The following is a 23,790-nucleotide window of genomic DNA, read 5'->3' as shown; positions in this document are numbered from 1 at the left end:
GCCCATCGGCGTGCAGCAGCTCCCCCCGCAACCCGCCTATATTTTGCATTCCCGTCCGTTTCGGGATTCCAGTTTAATTCTGGATTTACTCACGCCCGAATATGGGCGGATTTCCTGTATCGCCAAGGGCGCACGCCGCGACAAGCAGCGGCGCCAACGGGCCTTACAGCCGTTTGCCCCCCTTCTGGTTACTTTACTCGGGCGCCGAGACCTGAAAACCCTTGGACCAGTGGAAAGTGCCGGTCAGCCATTGTGGCTAAAGGGGCGCGCCGTTTATGGCGGACTTTATGCCAATGAGCTGTTGTTGCGTTTGTTGCCGGAAGGGGAAAGTCTGGTTGCGGTGTTTGCGGCTTATCAGCGTCTGCTGGAGTGGCTTGCGCAGTTATCGGGAGACAGTAGCAGTGAGCTTGAGGTGCCACTGCGACTATTTGAATTGCAGTTGCTGCATGCGCTGGGAAGTTGCCCAGAGTTGGGCTATAGCTCTATCGAAGGAGCGCCGGTAAGCCCGGAAAGCGTGTACCGGTTGACGCAGGAAGACGGCTTTGTGCCTGTGGTAATAGCGCCCGGGCAGTTGCCGCGCGGGGCGGACTTTTATGGCGGTCATCTGCTGGCGATTGCACAGTTGCTAGGCGGCGAAGCTGTGTCTGACGATGGTGCGAACCCAGAAGCGTTATCGGCGGAAGTGATGCTGGAAGCCAAGCGCCTTACGCGCATGTTGCTCGGTCCCTTACTCGGTAATCGGCCGATGAAAAGTCGTGAGCTGTTTCGCCAAGTCTATTCCGTGGAGTAGAGTCGGCGACCCGTCAATTGATTTCGGCTTCTTCGCATTCAATGCCAAATAGCGCGTTCAGGTCCTGGTCCGCACCCCAGTCTCGCAGGCCGCGAATCTCTTTTCTTACCAGCTCATAGGCTGCTTCGAAGGTACTGCCCTCCAGCGCCTTTGCCGCCTCTGCAGGCTCAACCTCCTGAACCGGGCGCAGCAACTCTTGCAGTTGTCCGGTGGCGTTGCGCAGGCGTGGCACGCCGCAATAGCAGCAACCGCCATGCAGGCGGTGAGTGCGCTCAAATAAGCCTTTATAGTCCTCACTCTGTGCTAGTCGAGCGAGTTCCTGCTCGTCTTCGTGCAAACCTTTCAGCAGCATGCGCAGCAAGTCGCGAGCGAGACCTGCATCCTGATTGGCCAGATTCAGGCCTTCGCCGATATCGACCAGGCGCGGTTCAACTGCGGTGGTTGGGGTATCTGTAGCAGGTGTACTGCTCACTTCCATCCAGCGCTTTACGGTGTGAGTCAGTTGTGACTCGCTGACCGGCTTGCTCAGGTAATCGTCAAGCCCGGCGCTGAGCAGGCGCGACTTTTCCTCGGTACCGACGTGGGCGGTGAGTGCGATGATGGGAGTGCGACGACCGGATTCTCGCTCGCGGATCAGCTGAGTGGTGGCGATACCGTCAAGACCTGGCATCTGGATGTCCATAAAGATCATATCGAAATGCTGGTTTTGCCACTGCTGGAGCGCTTCTTCGCCGGAGCCGGCGATCAGGGCCTCAATATGCTGCGCACGCAGCAATTCGCTCATCAGCTTTCGGTTGGGCTCGTAGTCGTCGACCACGAGCACCCTGGGTTGCGTGGGCCAAGGCAGGGCAGGGTAATTACCGGTTTGTGGGCGGGACTGCGCCTGTTGTGGAACCGTGCGCTTCAGCGCGCGGAGCAGGCCATCGCGGCTTACCGGTTTGGCGAGGAATGCCAGCACTCGGGTGCGCAGTGCGTCGTAACAGCGTCGCAAGTCCACTGGAGAGCCTTGTACGATCACTCGACACTGGTAGGTGTCCACCAGTTGCTGCACGGTGCTGATAAAGCCTTCAAAGTCGTCGCCAGCAAGGGCGGTATCAATAATTAATCCATCGGGAAGGGCGTCGTGACGCCACATTTGCTCCACCGCGGGTACCAGGCTTTCACCGTCATTGTGCTCCAGGGGGGCTGCCCGCCAATGGCTGAGCTGCTGGAAGATTTGTGTGCGGGTGATGGGGTTGGGGTCCACGATCAACAGGCGGCACCCGGGGAACTGCTCTCGGGTAACCGCGACTCGGTTGCGGTCGATGGTGAGCGGTAATTGAATCCAGTAGCTGCAGCTGTCCTGATCGTTGTCTTCGAGACCGATCTCGCCGCCCATGGATTGCACCAGGTTGCGCGCAATACCGAGTCCCATCCCACTATTCGAAAGCTGTTGTTGCTGCGCTGCACTGGTGAGCAGGAGGCGCATTTCTCGGCGGCGCTGCTCGTCACCGCGCGCGCCGTTGTCAGTGATGGTGATACGCACCATCAGCTCGGATTCTTTACCACTGAGCACCGCGATACGCACCGGAATACTGCCATTTTCCGAGCTGCGGATAGCGAGGCTTACCAGATTGGTCAGGATTTGCTTGATGCGCAGTGGGTCGCCAATTTGCGATGGTGGCAGCTGCGGGTCGACGAACGGTACCAGTTCTAGGTTGTGTTCATAACCATACGGCGCGAGGATTTGTAGTGTCTCTTCGAGAACCTGTCCCAAATTCATGGGGCTGTGATCGAGCACCAGGTTACCGGATTCGATCCGCGAGAAGTCCAGAATGTCATTGATGGATGTCAGCAGGTTTTCCGATGAACGCAAGATGGTTTGCAGGTAATCCTGTTGCAGTTGATCGACCTCAGTTTTCAGCAGCAGGTTGGTAAACCCGATGATGCCGTTGAGCGGGGTGCGAATTTCATGACTGGTATTGGCGAGGAAGGTGGACTTCACCCGGCTGTTTTCCTCGGCTTTTTTACGGGCCATTTCCAGCCCGATATTTTGCTCTTCCATCGAGTCCAGTGACTGACGCAGGTCCTCCATGGTCTGGTGCAGTCCCTCCTGATAGTCCCTGTGGTATTCCGAGAGGTTTCGGGCCATGTGCCCAATTTCTTCACCCAGTTGATGCAGCTCGAGGTTTCTGGAGTTGGGAATTTGGGTTAAGAAGTTGCCACTGCCGATGGATTGCAGAGTGCGCTTGAAGCGCTCCAGGCTGTGGGATGCGCGCTCGGCGATGGCCGCTGCCCAGACCAGTGCTACCAGGCTGCACAAGATCAGCCCGACAAGGCCGACCAGAGCGACTTGATAGGTCCCCACCAGGAAATAAGGGCGGTGCAATTCGATGCTCAACCAGCAGTTGGCATTTTCTCCAATCAGGGGTTGCATCACGTGCAGGCTATTCAGATCTTCGTATATATGTGCATGTTTGCCACGCAGTTCGCTGGCTGAAAACACCGTTCGCGGGCGCGGGCCGACGCTGGAGATGAGCTTGAACTCTTCCACTCCCTGCGCGTTGAGGTCAGCACGGTACAACTGCACCGAGCGAATCATGCCTCGCTCGAGCATCAGGGCCATCAAGCTTTTATCGAGCCACTCGATACGTTCTTCAAAGGAGTGCTCCCCGCTGAGATGGATCAGCTCCACCAGAGTTTCTGCGCTGGCGCGGCCGTGACTCAGTAGCAGGTCCCGGCGGTCTCCCGCTTGCTGCAAAGTAAACAGCAGGCACAGCAGAATGCTCAGAAGCAGCGCGGGGGTCATCGCGTAGCGGAATAGCAGGGCGCGCAGCGATAGGCGGCGTTGCCGGGATGCGGCGCCTGTCGGCGTCATCTTAGGGCTGAATGAAGGGTCAGAGGAGCGGGATTGAACCATGTTGGCTGACTGCGCTAATGCGTATTGTGTTATTTTTGTCCGATTCTACCCTTGCTGACGGTAGAAGCTAGCCCCATTTCGCGGTTTCAGGGGTCGGAAATCTGTGGCACGCCCGTGCTCGATTCGCAGTGTCGCCGGCTCGGAGGTAGAATGTGCGCCCGCCTAGGCCGATGGACCTGTAGTAACGATGGATTTTCCGACGGATTACCCGACGATTGCCGATTGTGTTGGTAACACCCCTCTGGTGCGCTTACAGCGTATTCCGGGGCAGACCAGCAATACTCTACTACTGAAACTGGAAGGCAATAATCCAGCTGGGTCGGTAAAAGACCGCCCGGCGCTTTCCATGATCACCCGCGCAGAGGCTCGGGGACAGATTCGTCCCGGCGATACCCTGATCGAGGCTACCAGTGGCAACACGGGTATCGCATTGGCGATGGCAGCCGCAATTAAAGGCTATCGACTCATCCTCATTATGCCCGAAAGTGCTACCGATGAGCGCAAGGCCGCAATGGCGGCCTACGGAGCAGAGTTGATTCTTGTTACTTCTGAGCAGGGGATGGAAGGCGCGCGCGATCTGGCATTACAAATGCAAGCCGAAGGCCAGGGGTTGGTACTGGATCAATTCTCCAACCTGGACAATCCGCAGGCGCATATCGATAGCACCGGGCCCGAGATTTGGCGTCAGACCGGCGGGCGGATAACACACTTTGTTTCCTCCATGGGCACCACCGGCACCATTATGGGCTGTGGCCGCTATCTCAAACAGCAGAATCCGGATGTCCAAATCGTTGGCCTGCAGCCGACCGAAGGTTCTGCGATTCCAGGCATTCGCCGCTGGCCCCAGGCTTATTTACCTAAAATATTTGTCCCGCAGGAAGTTGACCGGGTGATGGATATTGGTCAGGCGGAGGCGGAAACCATGACCCGCCGACTGGCTCGTGAAGAGGGCATTTTTTGCGGAGTATCCTCCGGCGGTGCCGTTGCCGGGGCATTGCGACTTTCTGCTGAAGTGGAAAACGCTACTATCGTGGCGATTATTTGTGATCGCGGCGATCGCTACCTCTCCTCGGGTCTGTTTAACGCCGGCCAGCAAACATGATTTTGATCGCGAGTTAGACCATTGGTACAGGTTAGAAAAAATTATCCGCGCTTAGCTGATGGCACCCTGGACCGGGAGGCATGGCTTCGCCACATCCAGTCCATGGCCCAGCTCGACGGCGGTACCGTCGTCACTCTGCGCAAAGCCGTGGAGATGAGTGAGGACGCGGAACAGCGGGCCATCGAAGCGGAAAATATCTGGGCGGAAGGCGCGAGCAGTTTCCTTACCGGCCTGGAAATGGTGGAAATTCTCGCGGATCTGCAAATTGACGGCGAGGCGCTGTGTGCGGCCATGCTGTATCGCGCAGTGCGAGAGAAGCGTTTACCGCTGAAAACCGTTGAAGCGGAAATGGGCGAGACCATCGCCAAACTTATTCGCGGCGTATTGCGCATGGCGGTGATTCGCAGCCGCAGCGCCGATACCGGTGAAGAAAATCAGAGCGGTGCGGTTGAAGAGCATTCGGAAAATATCCGCAGGATGCTGGTGGCGCTGGTTGATGATGTGCGGGTTGCGCTAATCAAGCTTGCCGAACGCACCTGTGCCATTCGCGCGGCAAAAAATGCGGATGAAGCCAAACGGCGCCGGGTTGCTCGCGAGGTGGCCGATGTCTACGCGCCTCTGGCGCACCGACTGGGTATTGGGCATATCAAGTGGGAGCTTGAGGACCTGGCATTTCGCTATCTCGAACCCGATGACTATATGCAGATTGCGCGTCTGCTGGACGAAAAGCGCTTGGCGAGACAGGAGTATATCGACGATGTACTGAGCCTGTTGCGCAACGAGCTGCACAAGGCGGATATCGACGGCGAAGTATTTGGGCGCGCAAAGCACATCTACAGTATCTGGCGGAAAATGCGCCGGAAAAATATCGGGTTCTCACAGGTCTACGATATCCGCGCGGTGCGCATTCTTGTCCCTACTGTGCGCGACTGTTATGCGGTTTTGGGTATCGTTCACAATCTGTGGCGAAACATCCCCAATGAATTCGATGATTACATTGCCTCACCCAAGGAAAATGGCTACCGCTCTCTGCACACCGCGGTAATCGGCCCGGATCGCAAAGTGCTCGAAGTCCAGATCCGTACTTTCGCCATGCACGAAGAGGCGGAGTACGGGGTGTGTGCCCACTGGCGCTATAAGGGGACCGATAAAAAATCGGGCCAGCTGGAAGGCCAAGACGGCTACGAGCAAAAAATTTCCTGGTTACGTCAGGTATTGGACTGGCACGAAGAGGTGGGCGGCAATCCGCTGCAGGACGACCTGCAAGCCAGCGATGTCGACACACGTATCTACGTTTTCACACCAGATGGACACGTGGTGGACCTGCCCAAGGGCGCGACCCCCCTCGACTTCGCCTACCGCATTCACACCGAGATCGGCCACCGTTGCCGCGGAGCCAAGGTGGACGGGCGCATTGTGCCACTCAACCACGAGCTGCAGACGGCCAATCAGGTAGAAATTCTGACCGGCAAGCGGGAGTCCCCCAGTCGTGACTGGATCTCGCGTAGCATGGGCTATATCACCACTTCCCGTGCCCGCGCCAAGGTGATTCACTGGTTCAAGCAGCAAGCGCGGGATCAGAATATCGCGGAGGGCCGCTCGATCCTCGATGGTGAATTCAAGCAGCTGGCACTCCCGGACTTTGATTACGAAAAGTTGGCGCAGAAACTCAATATGCACTCGCTGGACGACCTCTATGCGGCCGTTGGGGCGGGGGATATTGGTGTGGGCCAGGTTTTGAATGCGGCGCAACGCATGGTCAAAGTGCAACAGGACGAACCAGTCCTTTCACTGACGGCGCCGGTTGCCCGCGAAGGGCAGGCGGATGTCTATATTGATGGTGTGGGCAACCTGATGACCCACATTGCCGGTTGCTGTAACCCGTTACCGGGCGACGAGATCATGGGGTATATCACGCTTGGTCGCGGCGTTTCCATTCACCGTAAAGACTGCGCGAATATGCTGCGTATGCAGGCAGATGAGCCAGAGCGGATTCTGCAGGTGGAATGGTCAGAGAAGCCCACGGAAGTTTATGCCGTAGAAATTATGGTGGAGGCCTACGATCGACACGGCCTGTTGCGGGATGTCACCACCATGCTGGATAGTCAGCGGATCAATATTACGGCAATGCAGACCCACTCCAACAAAAACAAGCACACAGTGGATATGGTCATTACCGCCGAAATTCATAACTTTGAAGAATTGAGCCAGGTATTGCACCGTATTAACCAGTTGCCGAATATCGCTTCAGCGAAACGGCGCATATTGCACTGATAATTTCTGCTCATCCTGATATAGCCGCGGACTGGAAGGCGCGGAAAATGAAGCAAAACTACAGCGTTGAAGATCTTCAGTACCTGATGGCCCAGCTGCGGAACCCCGATGGTGGTTGCCCCTGGGACCTCAAGCAGAGCTTCGCCACCATCGTCCCCTCGACGATTGAGGAGGCCTACGAAGTGGCCGAGGCGATTGAGCAGGAAGATTTTGAACACCTGCACGAAGAGCTTGGGGATTTGCTTTTTCAGGTTATCTTCTATGCGCAACTCGGGCGTGAAGAGGGGCACTTTGACTTTGCCCGTGTGGTTGACACTCTGGTACGTAAGCTAGTGCGCCGGCACCCGCATGTATTTCCGTCGGGTGAACTTTACGGTGACAATGCCACCGCGGAGATTGACGAACAGCAGGTAAAGGCGAACTGGGAAGCGATTAAGGCTGCGGAAAGGCAGGAGAAGGGCGAGGGCGGCACTCTGGATGGTGTGGCCGCGGGATTGCCGGCGCTCACCCGAGCGGCGAAGCTCCAGAAACGCGCTTCACAAGTCGGCTTCGATTGGCCGGAAATTGACGGTGTGCTCGGCAAGGTCGAAGAGGAATTGCGCGAGCTGCGCGAGGCAATCGCCAGTGGTGATCGCGAGCATGCCAGTGAAGAGCTCGGAGACCTACTGTTTTCCTGTGTCAATGTGGCGCGTCACCTGAAGCAGGACCCCGAAAGTGCCTTGCGCATGAGCAATCGAAAATTTGAGCAGCGCTTCGGCGCCGTAGAGGCCGCGTTGCGTGCTCGGGACCTGCAGCCTACCGACGTTTCTCTGGAGGAGTTGGACAGGCTGTGGGACGCGGCGAAAAGTGCCGGAAGTGACTCAGCAGAAGCGTAACGTTTCGCCGATTAGCTGGTTTGTGCCGCGCTCAGGACCTTAAATTGTTCTGTTTGTTTTTTCGCCATTGCGGCGGCAATCTGCTTTAATTGTTGGCCAAATTGTAAAAAAATTACCAAATTCGGCCTGACCACATGCGGGCTTGTTCTGTGTTGGGGCAAAGTGTAAGGTAGCGCTCTTTTCTCGGGGCGCCGCCGGAATCACCTGTCCGGAACAATCAATAATGGCCTCGGCATGATCTGGAGACTATCTGTTTATGCGAATCATTCTTCTGGGCGCGCCTGGCGCCGGTAAAGGGACTCAAGCCCAGTTCATCACCGAGAAGTTTGGAATTCCTCAGATTTCTACTGGCGACATGCTGCGCGCTGCCGTCAAGGCCGGCACTCCGCTGGGGTTGGAAGCCAAAGACGTAATGGCCGCGGGTAAGCTGGTATCCGACGATCTGATTATCGCCCTGGTTAAGGAGCGTATCGCTCAGGATGACTGCGCGAATGGCTTCCTGTTCGACGGTTTCCCTCGCACCATCCCTCAGGCCCAGGCGCTGCTGGATGCCGATGTATCCATCGACAACGTGCTCGAAATTGCCGTTGATGACGAAGAAATCGTTCAGCGCCTGTCGGGCCGCCGCGTGCACGAAGGTTCTGGCCGTGTATACCACCTGGTTTACAACCCGCCCAAGAACGAAGGCGTGGACGATGTAACCGGTGAGGCGCTGGTACAGCGTGCCGATGACACCGAAGAAACTGTGCGCAACCGTCTGTCGGTTTACCACGAGCAGACTGAGCCGCTGGTTGGATTCTACCGTGAGCTGGCGCAGCGCGCGCCGGAAACTGCGCCCAAGTACAGCAAGGTAGAAGGCGTAGGCTCCATGGATGATATCCGTGAAAAAGTGATTGAGGCGCTGAGCTAAGCTCTGTGCTCTTCCCGGTAACTGCACAGTCTATTCCACGCTGCGTTCGTACCTCTTGCGGCAACGGTGTGCAGTAACATAAAGCTCCTTCGGGAGCTTTTTTTATGCAGCGATATTTTACCTGTCGGCGTTAATCCAAACGGATGATCTCGGTGTATAGGGTTCTGGTTCGATCCATCTCAAGGTAATTGACCCTCCGAACAACGGGTTTACCGCGAACCATAAGCTTGTAAAATTTCGCTGAACCCTGCTCGGTGGCTGCGCTACATTGGTTAGCCTTAAAACACCTGAAGTGGGGCCTGCAAGACCAAAAGGAGCCCATTGCAACATGGCGCACGCGATTATCCTGATGAACCTGGGCACTCCAGCGGAACCGACCCCAAGTGGGGTTCGACAGTTTCTCCGGGACTTCCTGTCCGACCCGCGGGTTGTAGAAATTCCTCGTCCCATTTGGGCGATGATTCTGAATTTGTTCATTCTGCCGTTTCGGCCCGCCAAGATCGCCCCGGCGTATCGCGAGATCTGGAGCCAGGGGCTAGATGGAGAAGCCGTTACCGGATCGCCAATCACCTATTACACACAGCGGCAGGTGGCCCTTTTGCAGCAGCGATTCGATGCTGCTACGCCGGGGCAATTTACTGTGACCTATGCGATGACCTACGGGGCTCCGTCCCTCAAAGAAACGGTGATGCGGTTGCAGGAAGAGGGCGCATCTGGGTTCACCCTCCTGCCGCTTTACCCGCAATATTCCGCGACGACTACGGGCGCTATCTACGATCAGGTGGCGGACATCATGCGCAGATCCCGCAATGTTCCCGATATCTCGGTGGTACACGAATACTGGCAACACCCTGGGTACATTGCGGCGTTGGCGAATTCCGTGCGTGAGCACTGGGAAAAACACGGTGCCGCAGAAAAGCTCCTGATGTCGTTTCACGGGATTCCCAAGGCGAACGTCCGCAAGGGCGACCCGTATTACCAGCACTGCTGTGGTACCGCGGAACTCCTGGCGGAATCCTTGCAGCTTCCGAGGGATAAATGGGAAATCACTTTTCAATCCCGCTTTGGTAAAGCGGAATGGTTGCAGCCCTATACCGATAAAACTCTGATTGAGTGGGGGCAAAATGGCGTTGCCAGTGTTGATGTCATTTGCCCGGCGTTTTCGGCCGACTGTTTGGAGACCCTGGAAGAAATCGCGGTGGAGAATCGCGCTAACTTTATTGATGCGGGTGGTGCGGAGTACCGATACATTCCCGCACTCAACGCCCGTGCGGATCATATGCAGGCTCTGGAGGCTATTGTGCGTGATCGATTGCCTGCGGCCGTTTTTCATCAAACAAATGCATAAGTTTTAAAATTTTCTTTTCCTGATACGGCGTCCGCCTGAGTATTTCGAGTGAGGTTTCAACGGAAAATTTGTGTGAAATCCGTTGAAACCCAAAAAAAATCCAAATATTTTGTGTTTTTTGGTTGTTTTTAATCTTTTTTCTTGCAAACCCTCCTTTTTTTATTAACTTTGATACAGCCGCGTCATTTTTAATGGCTGGGCTGCTCTCAATTGTTCAAAGTTGGTCGATATACACTTCAGTGTTCACAGTGACTTCTCATATAGAGAAAGGAGACAAGGGATGGCACGAGTCGCAAAGAAAAAGGCCAAGGCAAAACGGGTAGCAAAACCGGCCGCCAAAGCCGCAGCTACCGCCTCACCGGTGGTAACCAAAGCGCAGAAAGCGGTTGATTCTGCGGCGAAAGCTCTGGATGCGCAGTTGGATCGTGTAGGCAAAGCGCGCGCCCGGGTACAAAAATCCAATACTGCAGCAGCAAAGAATTCACTCGCATCGGCTAACAGCAAACTACGTGAGCTACGCGCCAAACTGGCGGTGGCGAAATTTGGTCTTGCCAAGGCAAGCGCGATGGATTCCGTTCGTCAGGCGGAAGAGTCGGCGAAGAAAACCGTTTCAGATTTGGCTGAGAAGTTGTCCACTAATGCCGACAAGGATTTGGATAAGGCATTAAAGGCATTTGAAGCGCGTTGGAAAAAAACGCGAGCCAAGGCTGATGCCAAAAAAGTAAAAGCCGCCGAGAAGAAGGCGACGGCAAAGGTGAAAGCTGCGGCCAAGAAGGCAGCAGCTAAGGCCAAGGCGCTAGAGAAAAAAGCCCTGGCCAAAGCCAAAGCGGAAGCGAAAAAGGTCGCGAAGAAGGCGAAAAAGAAAATCGCAGCCAAGAAATCTGCCGCCAAAGCTGCGATAAAGAAAGCGGTCGGACGTCCCAAGAAAGCCGCAGCGAAAAAGGCAGCAGCCAAGAAGCCGGCTAAGAAAACCGCCAAGAAGGCCGCTAAGGCTAAGAAGGTAACCAAGAAAGCGGCCAAGCCGGCACCTAAGAAAGCAGCCCGTCGTGGACGCCCGCCAAAGGCAGCGGCCAAAAAAGCGGGTGCGCGCCGCGGTCGCCCACCGAAGAAGGCTTGATTGGTAACCCCTTGCGCAGGCGCACGGGGGCTAGACTGTGATGAGAGCCCCGGGGTCCAAGCCCCCGGGGCTTTTTTATTTCCCTATCTCGCCGGTTGCGTTTGCCGCTGGCCATGCCACAATTCGCCCCCAATCCCTTAGGCCGCGTCTCCACGCCTCTGCAGCCAGCAGAGCGATGGATGCCCATGGCCGGCGGCGTTTGTAGCCGTTTACTTTGATCTCACCGAAATAGGGCCTTATCCGTTGAAAATCCTGGCTGTCGATACTACCTCTGGTGCCTGTTCTGTGGCCCTGTATGACCAGGGGCAAGTAAAAGAGAGGTTTGTCCGGGCCGAGCGTGACCATACTCGCCGGCTGCTGCCCATGGTGGAGCAGGTACTGGGGGAGAGTGGATACAGTCTGGGTCAGCTGGACAGTCTGGCGGTGAGCCAGGGCCCCGGTTCGTTTACTGGCCTGCGTATCGCGATTAGCTGCGTACAGGGGCTGGCGTTCTCTGCGGACCTTCCGGTTGTCCCTGTTTCGAGCCTTGCTGCACTGGCTCTGGGGGCGGTGCGAGAGAATCCGGATTGGGCGACACGACAAATGCCTGTTTTGGCTGCGCTGGATGCGCGGATGCAAGAGGTGTATTGGGGCTTGTATGATGTGACCAAGCCGGGACACGCGCTGTTGCCGGATCAGGTATCATCCCCGGAGCAGGTGATTGCTTCACTAGAGTCTGCCGGATATGTGACTGCGGGTGAATCCGGTGTGGATCAGGGTAAGGCCGCGCTGCTCGCGGCAGGTCCCGGTTGGGGATATCCAGAACTCGCTGAATTGAATCCTCGGGAGCTGCTGTTGGATGCCGGGATTCACGCGCAGGATATTGCTGTGCTCGCTGCGGATTTGTGGCAGCAAGGAAAGCAGGTCTCCGCCGACACACTGCAACCCGCATACTTGCGTAACGAAGTTACCTGGAAAAAGCGCGAGCGGATTCGACCATCCAAATAATCGTTTTATGCAGTTGAAATAGTATGGAAACTTTTCAGATCGTTATCCTCGCGCTTATTCAGGGGATTACCGAATTTTTGCCCATTTCCAGCTCCGCGCATTTGATCTTGCCGAATCAGGTGCTGGGTTGGCCGGATCAGGGCTTGGCGTTTGATGTGGCCGTGCATTTCGGTTCTTTGATGGCGGTACTTATTTACTTCCGCAAGGATGTTTGGCATTTGATCTGCGATGGCCTGGGTGGCTTTAAAACCGGGCAGTTCAGCGATGAGGGGCGGCTCGCCTGGCTTATTGTTCTGGCTACCATTCCCGCCGGGTTGGTGGGCCTCGCGTTTAAAGATTTTATCGAAACCCACCTGCGGTCATCGGCCGTCATTGCGGCTACCACGATTATCTTTGGCCTGTTGCTGTGGTGGGCAGACGTCTACGGTAAACGACTCGATGGTTTGTCCAAGCTGAACTGGAAGAAGGCACTGATGATCGGTGCTGCACAGGCCCTTGCGCTTATCCCCGGGACTTCGCGCTCCGGTATTACCATGACGGCCGGGTTAATGTTAGGTATGAAACGGGAGGCGGCAGCGCGCTTCTCTTTCCTGATGTCGATTCCCGTTATCGCCCTGAGTGCGCTCCTGCTGACCCTTGAGCTCCTCGATACGCAAGCAGTGCCTTGGGGCAGTATTTTCCTTGGCGTGATCCTGTCTGGAATTAGCGCTTATCTGTGTATTCACTTTTTCCTGCAGTTTATTAGTCGCATTGGTATGGCACCTTTCGCCATTTATCGCTTGCTGTTGGGTGCGGTACTGATCTGGCTGATTGTTTCAGCCTGAATCCGCTAGTAGTTGGCCCGGTCACAGCAAAGGACTGCACAGCGTCGACCGGGAAACTCTGACTTGCACAACTCTGACCCGCACAACTTTGACCCTGGAGCAACTATGAAGGCAACTGTCGCGTTTATCGGCCTTGGTGTCATGGGTTACCCCATGGCGGGCTACCTTTCCCGGGCCGGGTACCAGGTTCGGGTTTACAACCGTACCGGAAGTCGGGCCAGCCAGTGGCTTGAAGCGTATCAGGGGGAAGCGTTTGCAACGCCTGCCAAGGCTGCAGAAGGGGCTGAGATCGTCTTTGCCTGTGTGGGTAACGATGATGATCTGCGTCAGGTAACGGTGGGCCCAGACGGCGCGTTTGCTGGCATGGCGCCGGGGAGTCTGTTTGTGGATCACACCACCGCGTCCGCCAATGTGGCGCGCGAACTGGCAGACATGGCCGCGGAACACCAACTTGGCTTTCTGGATGCGCCGGTATCCGGTGGTCAGGCAGGGGCCGAAAACGGGGCGCTCACAATCATGGTCGGTGGTAGTGAAGCGGATTTTCTGAGAGCCAAACCTTTACTGGACTGCTATGCGCGCGCAGTAAACCTGCTCGGGCCGGTGGGCAGTGGTCAACTGTGCAAGATGGTGAACCAGATATGCATTGCCGGGTTGGTGCAGGGTTTGTCGGAAGGGCTGCACTTCGCCCGCGCCGCAGGCCTCGATCCGGAGCAGGTAGTGGAGGTGATTTCCAAAGGCGCCGCACAAAGCTGGCAAATGGAAAACCGCTACAAGACTATGCTTGCGGGCGATTACGAGCACGGCTTTGCAGTGGACTGGATGCGTAAAGATCTGGCAATCGTTCAGGATGAGGCGCGCCGCAATGGGGCTTTGTTGCCAGTAACTGCGCTTGTCGACCAGTTTTACAGCGAAGTGCAGGCTCTTGGTGGCAACCGTTGGGATACCTCCAGCCTGTTTGCGCGCCTGGAGAATGTGCGCAAGTTTGACTAATGCGCATACTGTTGCTGTCAGCCTATGATGCGGAGAGCCACAGGCGATGGCGCCGCGGGCTCGTGGCTGCGTTTCCCGATTGGCACTGGACGGTACTGACTTTGCCGCCGCGCTACTTCAGTTGGCGCATACGGGGAAACAGTCTGAGTTGGGGGATGGGTGCCGAGAGGCCTGTACTGGAGCAGCCCTACGACTTGCTCATCGCCACGTCCATGACCGACCTTTCCGCACTCCGCGGCCTGGTGCCGTCGCTCGCAGCTCTCCCCACCCTGATCTATTTTCACGAAAACCAGTTCGCTTACCCGAAAAGTGGCCAGGCGCATCAGTCGGTGGAGCCACAGATCCTCAATATCTATACCGCGCTCTGTGGCGACAAAATTGCTTTCAATTCTGCGTTTAACCGTCGCACCTTTCTCGACGGGGCCGCGGCCTTACTCAACAAGCTGCCAGATCAGGTGCCGCCGCGGGTTGTCGAGCAAATTGCCGAGCGGAGTCTGGTGCTGCCGGTTCCCCTCGAAAATGATTTGTTTACTCCTCCACAAGCACCCCGCGAGGCGTTTGCGGGGCTAACAATCAGCTGGGCTGCACGCTGGGAGTACGATAAAGGGCTCGACCGCCTTGTACGTATACTCGATGGACTTGAATCGTCAGGGGTTGATTACCAGCTTAATTTACTCGGCCAGTCGTTTCGCACGGTGCCGGCAGAGATCGGTGAGATTCAGAGCCGATTCGCGCACCGTTTACAGCGGGTAGGGTATATTGAAGACCTGAACGAATACCGTGCACTGTTGGCGGCCAGCGACGTCTTTTTGTCGACCGCTTACCACGAATTCCAGGGTTTGGCCGCGATGGAAGCGGCAGCGCTCGGCGCGTCACCGCTGGTGCCTAATGCCATGGCCTACCCAGAACTTTATCCAGATTCCTGCCTGTATGATTCTGAAGCGGCAGCAATGCAGCGCTTGCGGTCGGTCGCAGGTCGCAAGGGGACTGAGGGCGCCCGCTCAGCAGTAACCATGGCCCAATACAGCTGGGAACACTGCCGAGCCGCCTACAGCGACCTGATTCAGTCCATTGTCAGCTCAGTTTAGTGGCCATCACGCCGCCGTCTGGGGCAGGTCAATCGTGACTGCCGCACCGCCAAATTGATGGCTGGTATCTATTTGAATACTTCCCTGAATCCTGCGCGCAGCGGCCCTGGCAATGGTGAGCCCCAACCCCAGGCCACCGGTTTTGCGGCTGCGGCTGGCGTCGAGTCGTGCGAAGGGCACAAACACCGTATCTCGTTGTGTCGAAGGGATACCGGGGCCGTCGTCTTCTACCGTAATTTCTACGCCCGTAGAGATCGCGGATACCGCAATGCAAACCATTGATTCCGCGTGCTTTAGGGCATTACTCAGCAGGTTATCCAGTATCAGTCGCAGGTAGCTGGGTTGCGCGTTAACCGCAGTGAATGAGGGAACCGCCACACGCACTTGAATGTGAGGGGGCGGTGTTAATGCGTTTACGCGCTGCTGAATAAAGCCCTCGAGATGAATCTGCTCGCTGGAATTCGTTTGCTCTTCCCGGTTAGTGTTGAGGCGGCTCAGCTCCACGATTTGCGTAATCAATTCATCAATGTCGTCGATATATCCGTCGATATCGTTGAGCAGTTCCTGCTGTGATTCTGCGGGTTGGGACTTGCGCAGAAGTCCATTGGCAAGGCGAATCCGGCTCAGGGGGGTACGCACTTCATGTGGGATTGCCTGGGCAAAAACCTCTCGTTCGCGTACGCCTTCCTCAATATCGGTCGCCATGAGATTGAAGTTTCTTGCCAGATTATCCAGTGGTGCATCGATGCTTTCATTGGCGCGTGCGCTTAGATTCCCATTGCCAAATTCTCGATATACCCGAATCAAACTGTTAATGGTGTTACGCAGGTATTGAAGAGGCCAGTGAATGGCGATTGAGAACAAAATGGTTACCGTGACAATCAGTGTCGATATAACCAGGCCATTGTCTTCATCTTCCCAACCATTGAATGACAGAACCAGATTTTGGCCCTCTGAATCTTCGGGTAATACGGCAATAAATAATTCATTGCTGGCCCGGTAGTAGCGTATGTCGTCGACAATGTCTATCAGTTCGCAATTGGCGCAAACCGCCGGCATTTGATCCGCTTGGACAAAACGAGCCGGATTATTGGGCGCGAAAATACGAGAAAACTCTTCAAGGTTAACGGGTGCATGAGTGGGGTCTTCCCGCATTTTGGCGACGTTGCTGGCAATCCTCGTAAAGTAATTCAGGTCGTCACTCTCAAAGTGTGACTGCAACATCAGGTTTGTCAGCCAGACTCCGCACAGCAGTGCCGCAAATGCAAACAGGTAAATACGGCGAAAAAATGACTGAAAGAAACGTTTAGCCATTGAGCAAATACCCTTTATTGCGCACCGTCCGAATCATTCGGTAGGGCTTGCTGTCATCGCCAAGTTTGCGGCGCAGTCCAGAAATGCGCATGTCGATGGAACGATCACTGAGGTCATAATGAATACCGCGTAGGCCCTGGCAACAGGTTTCCCGCGAAACCGCTTTGCCCCGGTGGTCATAGAGCAGCTTGAGTAAATCGTACTCCGCATCGGTGAGCTCCAGTCGCTTCCCGTTGTACATGAATGCATCGATTTCCCGTTGGTAAGTGACAGTGTCAACTTCCTGGGCGGAATGAGTCTGTGAGCTTCTGCGTAGCAGCGCTTCAATACGTGCGGTCAGAACGTGTGGGCGCAGAGGCTTTGCCAGATAGTCGTCCGCGCCCAGTTTGAGTAGGCCAATTTCATTAGCGTCATCGTCGCAGGCGGTTAATACCAGTATCGGTTTTTGATGGAAGTTGCGTGCTTGCTGGCAGATTTCTGCGCCGCTAAGGCCCGGTAACATCAAGTCGAGGATGATTAAGTCGGGGTTCCGACGGCGAATGGCATCAATAGCCTGATCGCCATCCTGGATAGTCGAAACCTGATAGCCTTCCGCTTCCAGATACATACACGTGAGGCGCGCTATTTCATCGTCATCCTCGACCAGTAGGATGTTGTGCATGGTTATTGCCCTGTTTTTGCGATGTATTTTACGGCAGCTCCGTGAAGTACGTCGGCCCAATTACAATTGCTTACGAAAAAACTGCGCCCTTCTTACTCCCGCTTACGTTGTCTGCTCCGGGTTCTGATAAATTTGGGGTACTCAATAAACGGCAATAGTAACAGCGAATGAACACCTTCCTAAAAAAGTATGCGCTCCCTCTGGCAGGGGTTTTCACAGTTTCCAGTCCAGTGCTTGGGTCGACGGAAAAGACCGCAGATACAAGTGAGCTTGAGGAGGTGGTGGTTACCGAAACAAATCAAAAAATTGTGCCGACGGAGCAGACTGCTGAAACGCAGCGCTTGTTGAGTGTCGCTGGAGCCGCTCTGGATCCTTTGCAGGCGATCTATTCGTTACCGGGGGTTACTTTTTCCAGCAACGGTTTTTCTCCGGAACCTGTAATTCGTGGCTCGGCTCCGCAAGATAACGCGTATTACGTCGATCTCATTCCTGCGAACTACATTTTTCACATCTTTGGTAACAGTATCTTCGACAAGGATCTAATCCATTCATTCCACCTGCATCCGGCGGCGTTTTCCAGTCAATATGGCAATGCAACCGGTGGCGTAATCGACGTCTCCCTACGAGAACCGAGAAATCAGGAGTTTACCACCACCCTCAACTGGAGCTTTCTGCAGGGGGGCGCCATGATTGAGAGCGGCATTGGGGAAAATCAGGCATTTTACGCCTCGTATCGCCGTAGCCTGATGGACGTGATGTTTGATGAGGACGATCTTGCAGATGACGACCCGGGCTTTAGTATTGATCAGCTGCCAATCAGTGACGACTATCAGCTGAAGTATCAATGGAATATCAACCCGGAAAACAGCCTGGCCATTGTCGCCGCAGGAGCGGGGGATGTTCTGGCGGCTACATTTACGGATGGAAGTGAAGAGGTAGCCCGCGACCCAGATTTTGCTGGCCCCGCGGAAATTCAAACAGGCTTTGATAGCCAGGGCGTGATCTGGAACTGGAGTCGGGATCAGCGCTCATTACGTACCATTTTGAGTCATATTAGCGGTTACGATGATATCTACTATGGCGCCAATCAGTTCCAGAATACCGATTCCGACCGCTTTATTCTGCGCAGTAGTTACACCCAGCCACTTAACAAAGCACACCTGTTGACGGCCGGTATTAGCTACGAATCATCCAGCTTTGATGTGGACTTCAATGCGAAGTACGTTCCCTGTGCTGACCTGGAGCCTGAGTGTCCGACCGTGGATGCGGATTACCTTGCCTATCGGGATCAATTTCGCATCGGCAGCGCAGCCATGTTTATTGAGGACCTCATCACACTCAACGCCCGCCAGCAGCTCTCTCTTGGACTCCATATCAGCAATGATAACTATCTGGGGGAAAGCCGGGTGGAACCTCGAATGCGCTGGGATTACCAATTTGCGGAAAACTGGGATACCTACGTGGCCCTGGGGCAGTACTCGCAACTGCCAGAGCTCGAGCAAATGGTGGATGTTCTGGGCAATCCGAACCTGACGACCGTCAAAGCCGATCACTACGTCTGGGGCATTAAGCAACAACTCACAGACGGCTGGAGTTGGGGGGCGGACGTGTATTACAAGAACATGCAGGATGTGGTGATCTCTGATGTAGTGAATAATTACACCAACGATGCCTCTGGCCGTGCATACGGACTTGAGTTCCTGGTAAACAAGGAAATTACCGAAAAATGGTATGGCTGGGCGTCTTTGAGCCTGGCAAAAACTGAGCGCGAGCACACACGTACGGGAGAGACGATCGATTTTCAGTACGACAAGCCGGTGCTGTTCAATCTGGTGCTGAATTACCGACCGTCTGAAAACTGGATGTTCGGGATCAAGTGGAACTACCAGAGCGGTGAAAAATACACGCCAGTATTGTCATTGACGCCAAGCGAACGTTCTCCGGACGTATTGGAGCCGGTATACGGCACACTGAACTCTGAACGTTTGCCGGCCTACCATCGCCTGGACTTTCGCGCGGAGTACACCAAGCAAAAAAGCTGGGGTTACTATAAGTTTTATGCAGATATCCTGAATGCTTACGGGCAGGCTAATGTTGAGGCCTATGAATACACGCCCATTGATGAAGAGGTACTGGATAAGCAGCCTCCGGGCTTCGGGCCAGACGTTCCGGTAACCGAAAACTCCGATGATATCCTGTTCCCGTCTATTGGCATCGAAGTTCAATTTTAGTCCGCTGGCCTTCACGCGGTGAGTGGCGCAGGCATTCGTTAAATGCCAGAGGGTCATGCGGGCTCTCTGGCATGGCTTATCTGCCGTTTCCACATTTTCCTCTCCCCTTGCCGGTTTAGTCTGGGTCGGGAAGCCGGTATCATAGCGCTCCGCGCAACACGTGTGCGGGATACCAGTTTTCAGTTGGAATGTTCACGAGCTATGAAGAAACAGCGGGTTCTTACCGGGATTACGACGACAGGCACACCTCACCTGGGTAATTATGTGGGCGCGATACGCCCGGCAATTGAGGCCAGCCAGGACGCTGACAACCAGTCGTTCTACTTCCTGGCGGATTACCATGCGCTGATCAAGTGTCAGGATCCGGAGCAGGTGCACCAGTCCACCCTGGAAATTGCCGCGACCTGGCTGGCACTGGGGCTGAATACCGATAACGTGGTGTTTTACCGCCAGTCGGACATCGTGGAGATTCCAGAACTTACCTGGCTGCTAACCTGCCAGACCGCCAAAGGCCTGATGAATCGCGCGCACGCGTACAAGGCTGCGGTCGACGCTAACCGCGATGACGGCCAAGACTCCGACTTCGGCATCAATATGGGCCTGTACAGCTACCCGATCCTGATGGCGGCGGACATTCTTATGTTCAACGCAAACAAGGTTCCGGTGGGCAAGGACCAGATTCAGCACATCGAAATGGCACGTGACATTGCTGCGCGGTTTAATCACCACTACGGCGAACACTTCGCGCTGCCGGAAGCAGTGGTGGATGAGCACGTATCCGTCTTGCAGGGGCTCGATGGTCGAAAAATGAGCAAGAGCTATGGCAATACAATTCCGCTGTTCCTGCCCGAGAAGAAGCTGAAAAAGCACATTAACAAGATTAAGACCAACCTGCTGGAGCCCGGTGAGCCGAAGGATGCGGACACCTCCACGGTCTTCCAGGTCTGGCAGGCATTTGCTACCAAGGAGCAGACCGCCGAAATGCGTCAGGCATTTGCCGATGGTATTGCCTGGGGTGAGGCCAAAAAGCAGCTGTTTGAACTGATCAATGGCCAGGTAGGCGAAGCCCGTGAACGTTACGAGGCTCTGCTGGCCAATCCTGCCCAAATTGAGGTTGAGCTGGAGAAGGGCGCAGAAAAAGCCCGTGCTTACTCCGCGCCTTTCCTCACGAAGCTACGTGAAGCGGTGGGCATCCGCAAAATCGGCTAAACCCGACACCGATTGCTGCTCCCTCAAAGTAGGGGGCGGTTTTCAACGTTAAAGCAACGCTGATCAAGGGAGTTAGCCGCGATTTCGTGGCTGTGCTTTTGTCGCCTGGCTGTTCCCTTGGCAGTCGTCCTCGGTTTCCACCATGGCCTTCCACCGCGCCCGCGGGGAAGCTTGCTTGCCCTTTGGCCAGCCTTCGCGCTGTACGCCGCGTTCTCCATCGGTTTCATCGGTCTGGTCATGGAAGAGGTGGACTTGAGTTTCGAAGGGCATATCGATACCAGCCTCGTCGAGCGCGGTTTTAACTCTTTCGATAAACTGAGCCCGCACATGGGTGACGTCCGTTTGCAAGCTGTTGGTCCACCAGCGGGCGCGAATTGTGACCCAGCTTGCTTCCAGGCCCCAGGGGAGTGCCTCTGGGGCCGGTTTCTGAGCCACCCCTTCAATTCCTTGCAATGTTTCCAAAATCACGCCACAGGCTTCGTCGATTCGGTCACTGTAGCCAATACCGATGTCGAAATCGCTTCTTCGCATTGAGCGCGCTGTTTTCACGAGAATAGCGCTGGTGTAGATATCGCTATTTGGGATGACCACTCTCTGCCCATCGTAGGTATTGATCATGGTGGCCCGAGTTTCGATGCGTTTTACCGTGCCTTCGAAGTCTGCGATCTGGATTTGGTCTCCAACCTCAAATGGCTGTCGGATCAAGATCAACAGTCCAGCCAGCCAATTCTGCAGAATATCCTTGAAGGCAAAGCCGATTGCTACAGACCCGACTCCGAGACCGGCAATCAGGTCTCCCGGCTTCAAGCTCGGCATGACGACTGTGGCGGCGATTAACAGCCCGGCGAGGATAACTCCCCACTTTACGAGGCTGCCAAGCACCTCACCTAAATTGGAGCGATTGCGCCGGTTTAGATAGCGATGGACCAGAAAGCGCAGGAAGGCGCCGACGCAATAGAAGACCACTAGTACAACGAGCGCTACGGCAAAATTTGGCAGTAATTTGACGGCACTGTCGACCCAATTATCTACCTGACCGATAGCCTGGCTTAGATCTGCGTCAATTTGCGTAGCTGTGTCTTGCGATTGTTCTTGCACAGTGTTGAATACTACTCCGAGCGTTATTTCATTCGTGGAAATGTCATCCCGGGTTGCTGATTCGAATGTTCAGGGTGAAATCAGCGCGCTCGTCTTTCTTGGCAGCAGCTTCCATGAGAAAGACCACTATCCGATAGGTACCATCGCGCGGTAAGGTCACGGAATAACTGCTTTTCCTGACACGACTTTCGTGGAGAGCACGTGTTGATGCAGGCGCGGTGATACGAAATCCTACTAGCGCATGATCGCTCAAGATATCCAGTTGCAGCTGTTGTCCGGTATTTGCAGCGAAAAGATATTCTCGGGTGTGCTCACCCTGGAGAGAGCCCTTTATGCCATTCGCGAAAAGCTCATTCTCACTGTTCTGGCTTAACTGGATTTTTGCCGGTTTGATGTGTGCACCGCGGGGCTGCGCTGACTGTGACCCTGTGCTCCCGACTATTGGTGAAGCTTGGCTCCCATCGGCGTATACGGTATGGCTGGACAGATACACGAGCAATATGAGCAGGCTGTGACGAAGTTGCCGCGCAGCACGAGAGGTTGCTAATGGGTATGCAGCGCTTAGGACGGCATCACGGGTTCTGGGCGTATTGATAGCGCTGGAGAGCGATGACGGACGCTGCACTACTGAAAATCCTGCCGCTAAAGGAAAGATCCAAAAGTGTAGGCTGCCGAACTCAAAATCAGTCGCGCGATTTCGGGTTAATGCCGCTTTGGATAGATGATACTTCGCGCATGAAGGTGCCGCGCTTTAGAAAGTGAATCACCTGCGCAATTACTTTGCGGTTTTTCATCATGAATACGTGGGTGACAGGCATTTCAATGTGGTCTTTCATTCCCTTCAGACGGGTCCTAGCAACGGTGACTTTTCCGTCATCCTTTTCCGGGAGCATGGTGGACAGAATCGGGTTGATACTGCGGTTACCGGCGATAATGCCAAGTTCAAAGTTCGCCGCACCCAACTTGTTGGGCACGCTCATTTTTCCTGTACCTAGCTGCAGCCCCGCCTCGCCAAACATAAACTGAAACCCCGGAAAGCTTCCCAGGTTGTCCACCACTTCGCTACCGCCATTGGGTGGTCCGAGCATCACCACCCGTCCAAGGTTTTCGACTTTCACATTACCAAGGTACTGGCGCACCAGAATGCCGCCCATGGAATGGGTAACAAAATGTACCTTGCTTTGGCTGGTTTCTTTGCCGGTCAGTTCTGTACAGCGGTCCAGAGCGGGTGCAATCGCAGGGCCTGCCAGTTTTTCGATGGGGTGATCGGTGGAGGGGTAATCCACGTTGACGGTGGCAAACCCGGCATCGGTAAGTGCTGAATCCAGCTTCTGCATGGAATGGTCGGACTTCGCGAGGCCGTGTAGCAGTATCACGCAGTCTCCGGCGAGCGCGGAGGAAGGCAGCAAAAGTATAAGTGCGGCGATAGCGAGCGTGGGCAGCAGGGGTTTCATGGTATTCAAGAATTCCATTTCTCGGGGTAGATACTCAAGTCCCCAGACGTTAACTCCCGTCAGACTCTGGGTCAAATGACGCCGCCAGACGACTTGGGTTTTTCTCCTTGCGCGAACGGCTACTGCGTTTGCTATCTATTTCCACCTGCAGCGTAAACGGTGCTGTTTCGTTGCGACGTGCGGCACTGCGCATCATGTAGACCTGAATCGTGTAAGTGCCACTGGAAGGGAGTTTTTCAGAAAAACGCTCGCCTTTGATTGACCCAACGTAGATCGCCGCATCGCCGGGGCCGGTACCAGGGCCGTAAACGTTGAAGTAGGTGGCGGTATGAGGAGAGGTGAGCGTTATGCTTATCTGCTGCCCGGCCTTTGCCGCGAGGGTGTAGTTGACGCCATGGTAGCCCTGGATTTTGCCGGAAACGGAAGCGCTGGTGGCGCCCTTGGCAAACTGCAGGGGTTCGGTACGCGATTCTCCGGCCAAGCTCAGCCAACTCGCCACCAGCAGGCAAACGAGAGCTGCAATCTGCAGGCGAGGGATGGCGTGCTGTCTATTCGGATCGTCGCTGTAATTCTGCATTTACTGAGTGTAGTTCAGCGCCAACATCTGGTGGCATAGTCT

The 23,790-nt window shown here is 55.2% G+C and carries 19 protein-coding genes; 13 read left to right on the top strand and 6 right to left on the bottom strand.

All coding sequences use genetic code 11. The features are described from left to right. The first annotated feature begins 10 nt into the window (after positions 1 to 10). Positions 11 to 790: a DNA repair protein RecO gene (gene recO, locus Mag101_RS10480; RefSeq protein WP_232324987.1), complete on the top strand. Its 780-nt coding sequence runs from the start codon at positions 11 to 13 to the stop codon at positions 788 to 790. Positions 791 to 803: 13 nt separating this feature from the next. Here recO and Mag101_RS10475 read toward each other — a convergent pair whose 3' ends face one another. Further along, positions 804 to 3,647, bottom strand: a complete 2,844-nt coding sequence (locus tag Mag101_RS10475) for a response regulator (protein ID WP_232324986.1) — start codon at positions 3,645 to 3,647, stop codon at positions 804 to 806. A gap of 229 nt (positions 3,648 to 3,876) precedes the next feature. Here Mag101_RS10475 and cysM point away from each other — a divergent pair, with 229 nt between their 5' ends. The 10 genes from cysM (at position 3,877) to Mag101_RS10425 (ending at position 15,204) form a co-directional block, all read left to right on the top strand. Then, positions 3,877 to 4,791: a cysteine synthase CysM gene (cysM, locus tag Mag101_RS10470; protein WP_077404480.1), complete on the top strand. Its 915-nt coding sequence runs from the start codon at positions 3,877 to 3,879 to the stop codon at positions 4,789 to 4,791. Between the two features lie 21 nt (positions 4,792 to 4,812). Continuing rightward, the gene (gene relA, locus Mag101_RS10465) at positions 4,813 to 7,065 is read left to right on the top strand and encodes a GTP diphosphokinase (RefSeq protein WP_077404477.1); all 2,253 of its coding nucleotides are present in this window, start codon (positions 4,813 to 4,815) and stop codon (positions 7,063 to 7,065) included. A 47-nt stretch (positions 7,066 to 7,112) separates the two neighbouring features. Beyond that, the gene (mazG, locus tag Mag101_RS10460; RefSeq protein ID WP_077404474.1) at positions 7,113 to 7,940 is read left to right on the top strand and encodes a nucleoside triphosphate pyrophosphohydrolase; all 828 of its coding nucleotides are present in this window, start codon (positions 7,113 to 7,115) and stop codon (positions 7,938 to 7,940) included. A gap of 256 nt (positions 7,941 to 8,196) precedes the next feature. Continuing rightward, positions 8,197 to 8,850, top strand: a complete 654-nt coding sequence (gene adk, locus Mag101_RS10455; protein WP_010132891.1) for an adenylate kinase — start codon at positions 8,197 to 8,199, stop codon at positions 8,848 to 8,850. Between the two features lie 328 nt (positions 8,851 to 9,178). Then, complete coding sequence (gene hemH / locus Mag101_RS10450) at positions 9,179 to 10,198, top strand: ferrochelatase (protein WP_077404472.1); 1,020 nt, start codon at positions 9,179 to 9,181, stop codon at positions 10,196 to 10,198. Positions 10,199 to 10,478: 280 nt separating this feature from the next. Further along, a complete protein-coding gene (locus Mag101_RS17840) occupies positions 10,479 to 11,315 on the top strand; it encodes a hypothetical protein (RefSeq protein WP_157520301.1) in 837 nt (278 codons plus the stop codon). Positions 11,316 to 11,558: 243 nt separating this feature from the next. Further along, a complete protein-coding gene (gene tsaB, locus Mag101_RS10440; protein ID WP_077404469.1) occupies positions 11,559 to 12,302 on the top strand; it encodes a tRNA (adenosine(37)-N6)-threonylcarbamoyltransferase complex dimerization subunit type 1 TsaB in 744 nt (247 codons plus the stop codon). Positions 12,303 to 12,325: 23 nt separating this feature from the next. Next, on the top strand, positions 12,326 to 13,126 hold the full coding sequence (locus Mag101_RS10435) for an undecaprenyl-diphosphate phosphatase (protein ID WP_077404466.1): 801 nt from the start codon (positions 12,326 to 12,328) through the stop codon (positions 13,124 to 13,126). A 105-nt stretch (positions 13,127 to 13,231) separates the two neighbouring features. Further along, the gene (locus Mag101_RS10430; RefSeq protein WP_077404464.1) at positions 13,232 to 14,116 is read left to right on the top strand and encodes an NAD(P)-dependent oxidoreductase; all 885 of its coding nucleotides are present in this window, start codon (positions 13,232 to 13,234) and stop codon (positions 14,114 to 14,116) included. Further along, positions 14,116 to 15,204: a tRNA-queuosine alpha-mannosyltransferase domain-containing protein gene (locus Mag101_RS10425; RefSeq protein WP_077404461.1), complete on the top strand. Its 1,089-nt coding sequence runs from the start codon at positions 14,116 to 14,118 to the stop codon at positions 15,202 to 15,204. Before Mag101_RS10430 ends, Mag101_RS10425 begins: the two co-directional genes overlap by 1 nt. A 6-nt stretch (positions 15,205 to 15,210) precedes the next feature. Here the strand turns inward: Mag101_RS10425 and Mag101_RS10420 are convergent, their stop codons facing one another. Both Mag101_RS10420 and Mag101_RS10415 read right to left on the bottom strand, forming a co-directional pair. After that, positions 15,211 to 16,518, bottom strand: a complete 1,308-nt coding sequence (locus Mag101_RS10420) for a sensor histidine kinase (RefSeq protein WP_077404458.1) — start codon at positions 16,516 to 16,518, stop codon at positions 15,211 to 15,213. Further along, positions 16,511 to 17,179 (bottom strand): response regulator transcription factor, encoded by a 669-nt coding sequence (locus tag Mag101_RS10415; protein WP_077404455.1) that lies wholly within the window; start codon positions 17,177 to 17,179, stop codon positions 16,511 to 16,513. The genes Mag101_RS10420 and Mag101_RS10415 overlap by 8 nt, the downstream gene beginning before the upstream one ends. A 167-nt stretch (positions 17,180 to 17,346) precedes the next feature. On the opposite strand from Mag101_RS10415, the gene Mag101_RS10410 reads away from it, so the two are divergent. Together Mag101_RS10410 and Mag101_RS10405 are read left to right on the top strand one after the other, a co-directional pair. Further along, positions 17,347 to 19,410 (top strand): TonB-dependent receptor plug domain-containing protein, encoded by a 2,064-nt coding sequence (locus Mag101_RS10410; RefSeq protein WP_077404452.1) that lies wholly within the window; start codon positions 17,347 to 17,349, stop codon positions 19,408 to 19,410. Between the two features lie 201 nt (positions 19,411 to 19,611). After that, positions 19,612 to 20,619 carry a tryptophan--tRNA ligase gene (locus Mag101_RS10405; protein WP_077404449.1) on the top strand — a complete coding sequence of 336 codons (1,008 nt, stop codon included), beginning with the start codon at positions 19,612 to 19,614 and terminating at the stop codon, positions 20,617 to 20,619. 72 nt (positions 20,620 to 20,691) lie between these two features. On the opposite strand, the gene Mag101_RS10400 is transcribed toward Mag101_RS10405, so the two are convergent. From Mag101_RS10400 to Mag101_RS10390, 3 genes are all read right to left on the bottom strand, one after another. Next, positions 20,692 to 21,717 (bottom strand): mechanosensitive ion channel family protein, encoded by a 1,026-nt coding sequence (locus tag Mag101_RS10400; protein ID WP_077404446.1) that lies wholly within the window; start codon positions 21,715 to 21,717, stop codon positions 20,692 to 20,694. Between the two features lie 683 nt (positions 21,718 to 22,400). Next, positions 22,401 to 23,171, bottom strand: coding sequence for an esterase/lipase family protein (locus tag Mag101_RS10395; RefSeq protein WP_232324985.1), 771 nt, complete (start codon positions 23,169 to 23,171; stop codon positions 22,401 to 22,403). A gap of 49 nt (positions 23,172 to 23,220) precedes the next feature. Next, entirely contained in the window at positions 23,221 to 23,748 is a 528-nt protein-coding gene (locus tag Mag101_RS10390; protein ID WP_077404441.1) for a PPC domain-containing protein, read from the bottom strand. Positions 23,749 to 23,790: the final 42 nt, after the last annotated feature.

Source organism: Microbulbifer agarilyticus, assembly GCF_001999945.1.
Classification (GTDB): domain Bacteria; phylum Pseudomonadota; class Gammaproteobacteria; order Pseudomonadales; family Cellvibrionaceae; genus Microbulbifer; species Microbulbifer agarilyticus_A.
This window is presented reverse-complemented; position numbering and strand designations above follow the sequence as displayed.

What these genes read in the sequence shown, in the direction of transcription:
- Mag101_RS10475 (WP_232324986.1), bottom strand. Translation starts at nt 3,647, where the DNA reads ATGACGCCGACAGGCGCCGCATCCCGGCAACGCCGCCTATCGCTGCGC.
- cysM (WP_077404480.1), top strand. Translation starts at nt 3,877, where the DNA reads ATGGATTTTCCGACGGATTACCCGACGATTGCCGATTGTGTTGGTAAC.
- mazG (WP_077404474.1), top strand. Translation starts at nt 7,113, where the DNA reads ATGAAGCAAAACTACAGCGTTGAAGATCTTCAGTACCTGATGGCCCAG.
- adk (WP_010132891.1), top strand. Translation starts at nt 8,197, where the DNA reads ATGCGAATCATTCTTCTGGGCGCGCCTGGCGCCGGTAAAGGGACTCAA.
- hemH (WP_077404472.1), top strand. Translation starts at nt 9,179, where the DNA reads ATGGCGCACGCGATTATCCTGATGAACCTGGGCACTCCAGCGGAACCG.
- Mag101_RS17840 (WP_157520301.1), top strand. Translation starts at nt 10,479, where the DNA reads ATGGCACGAGTCGCAAAGAAAAAGGCCAAGGCAAAACGGGTAGCAAAA.
- Mag101_RS10435 (WP_077404466.1), top strand. Translation starts at nt 12,326, where the DNA reads ATGGAAACTTTTCAGATCGTTATCCTCGCGCTTATTCAGGGGATTACC.
- Mag101_RS10430 (WP_077404464.1), top strand. Translation starts at nt 13,232, where the DNA reads ATGAAGGCAACTGTCGCGTTTATCGGCCTTGGTGTCATGGGTTACCCC.
- Mag101_RS10425 (WP_077404461.1), top strand. Translation starts at nt 14,116, where the DNA reads ATGCGCATACTGTTGCTGTCAGCCTATGATGCGGAGAGCCACAGGCGA.
- Mag101_RS10420 (WP_077404458.1), bottom strand. Translation starts at nt 16,518, where the DNA reads ATGGCTAAACGTTTCTTTCAGTCATTTTTTCGCCGTATTTACCTGTTT.
- Mag101_RS10415 (WP_077404455.1), bottom strand. Translation starts at nt 17,179, where the DNA reads ATGCACAACATCCTACTGGTCGAGGATGACGATGAAATAGCGCGCCTC.
- Mag101_RS10410 (WP_077404452.1), top strand. Translation starts at nt 17,347, where the DNA reads ATGAACACCTTCCTAAAAAAGTATGCGCTCCCTCTGGCAGGGGTTTTC.
- Mag101_RS10405 (WP_077404449.1), top strand. Translation starts at nt 19,612, where the DNA reads ATGAAGAAACAGCGGGTTCTTACCGGGATTACGACGACAGGCACACCT.
- Mag101_RS10395 (WP_232324985.1), bottom strand. Translation starts at nt 23,171, where the DNA reads ATGAAACCCCTGCTGCCCACGCTCGCTATCGCCGCACTTATACTTTTG.
- Mag101_RS10390 (WP_077404441.1), bottom strand. Translation starts at nt 23,748, where the DNA reads ATGCAGAATTACAGCGACGATCCGAATAGACAGCACGCCATCCCTCGC.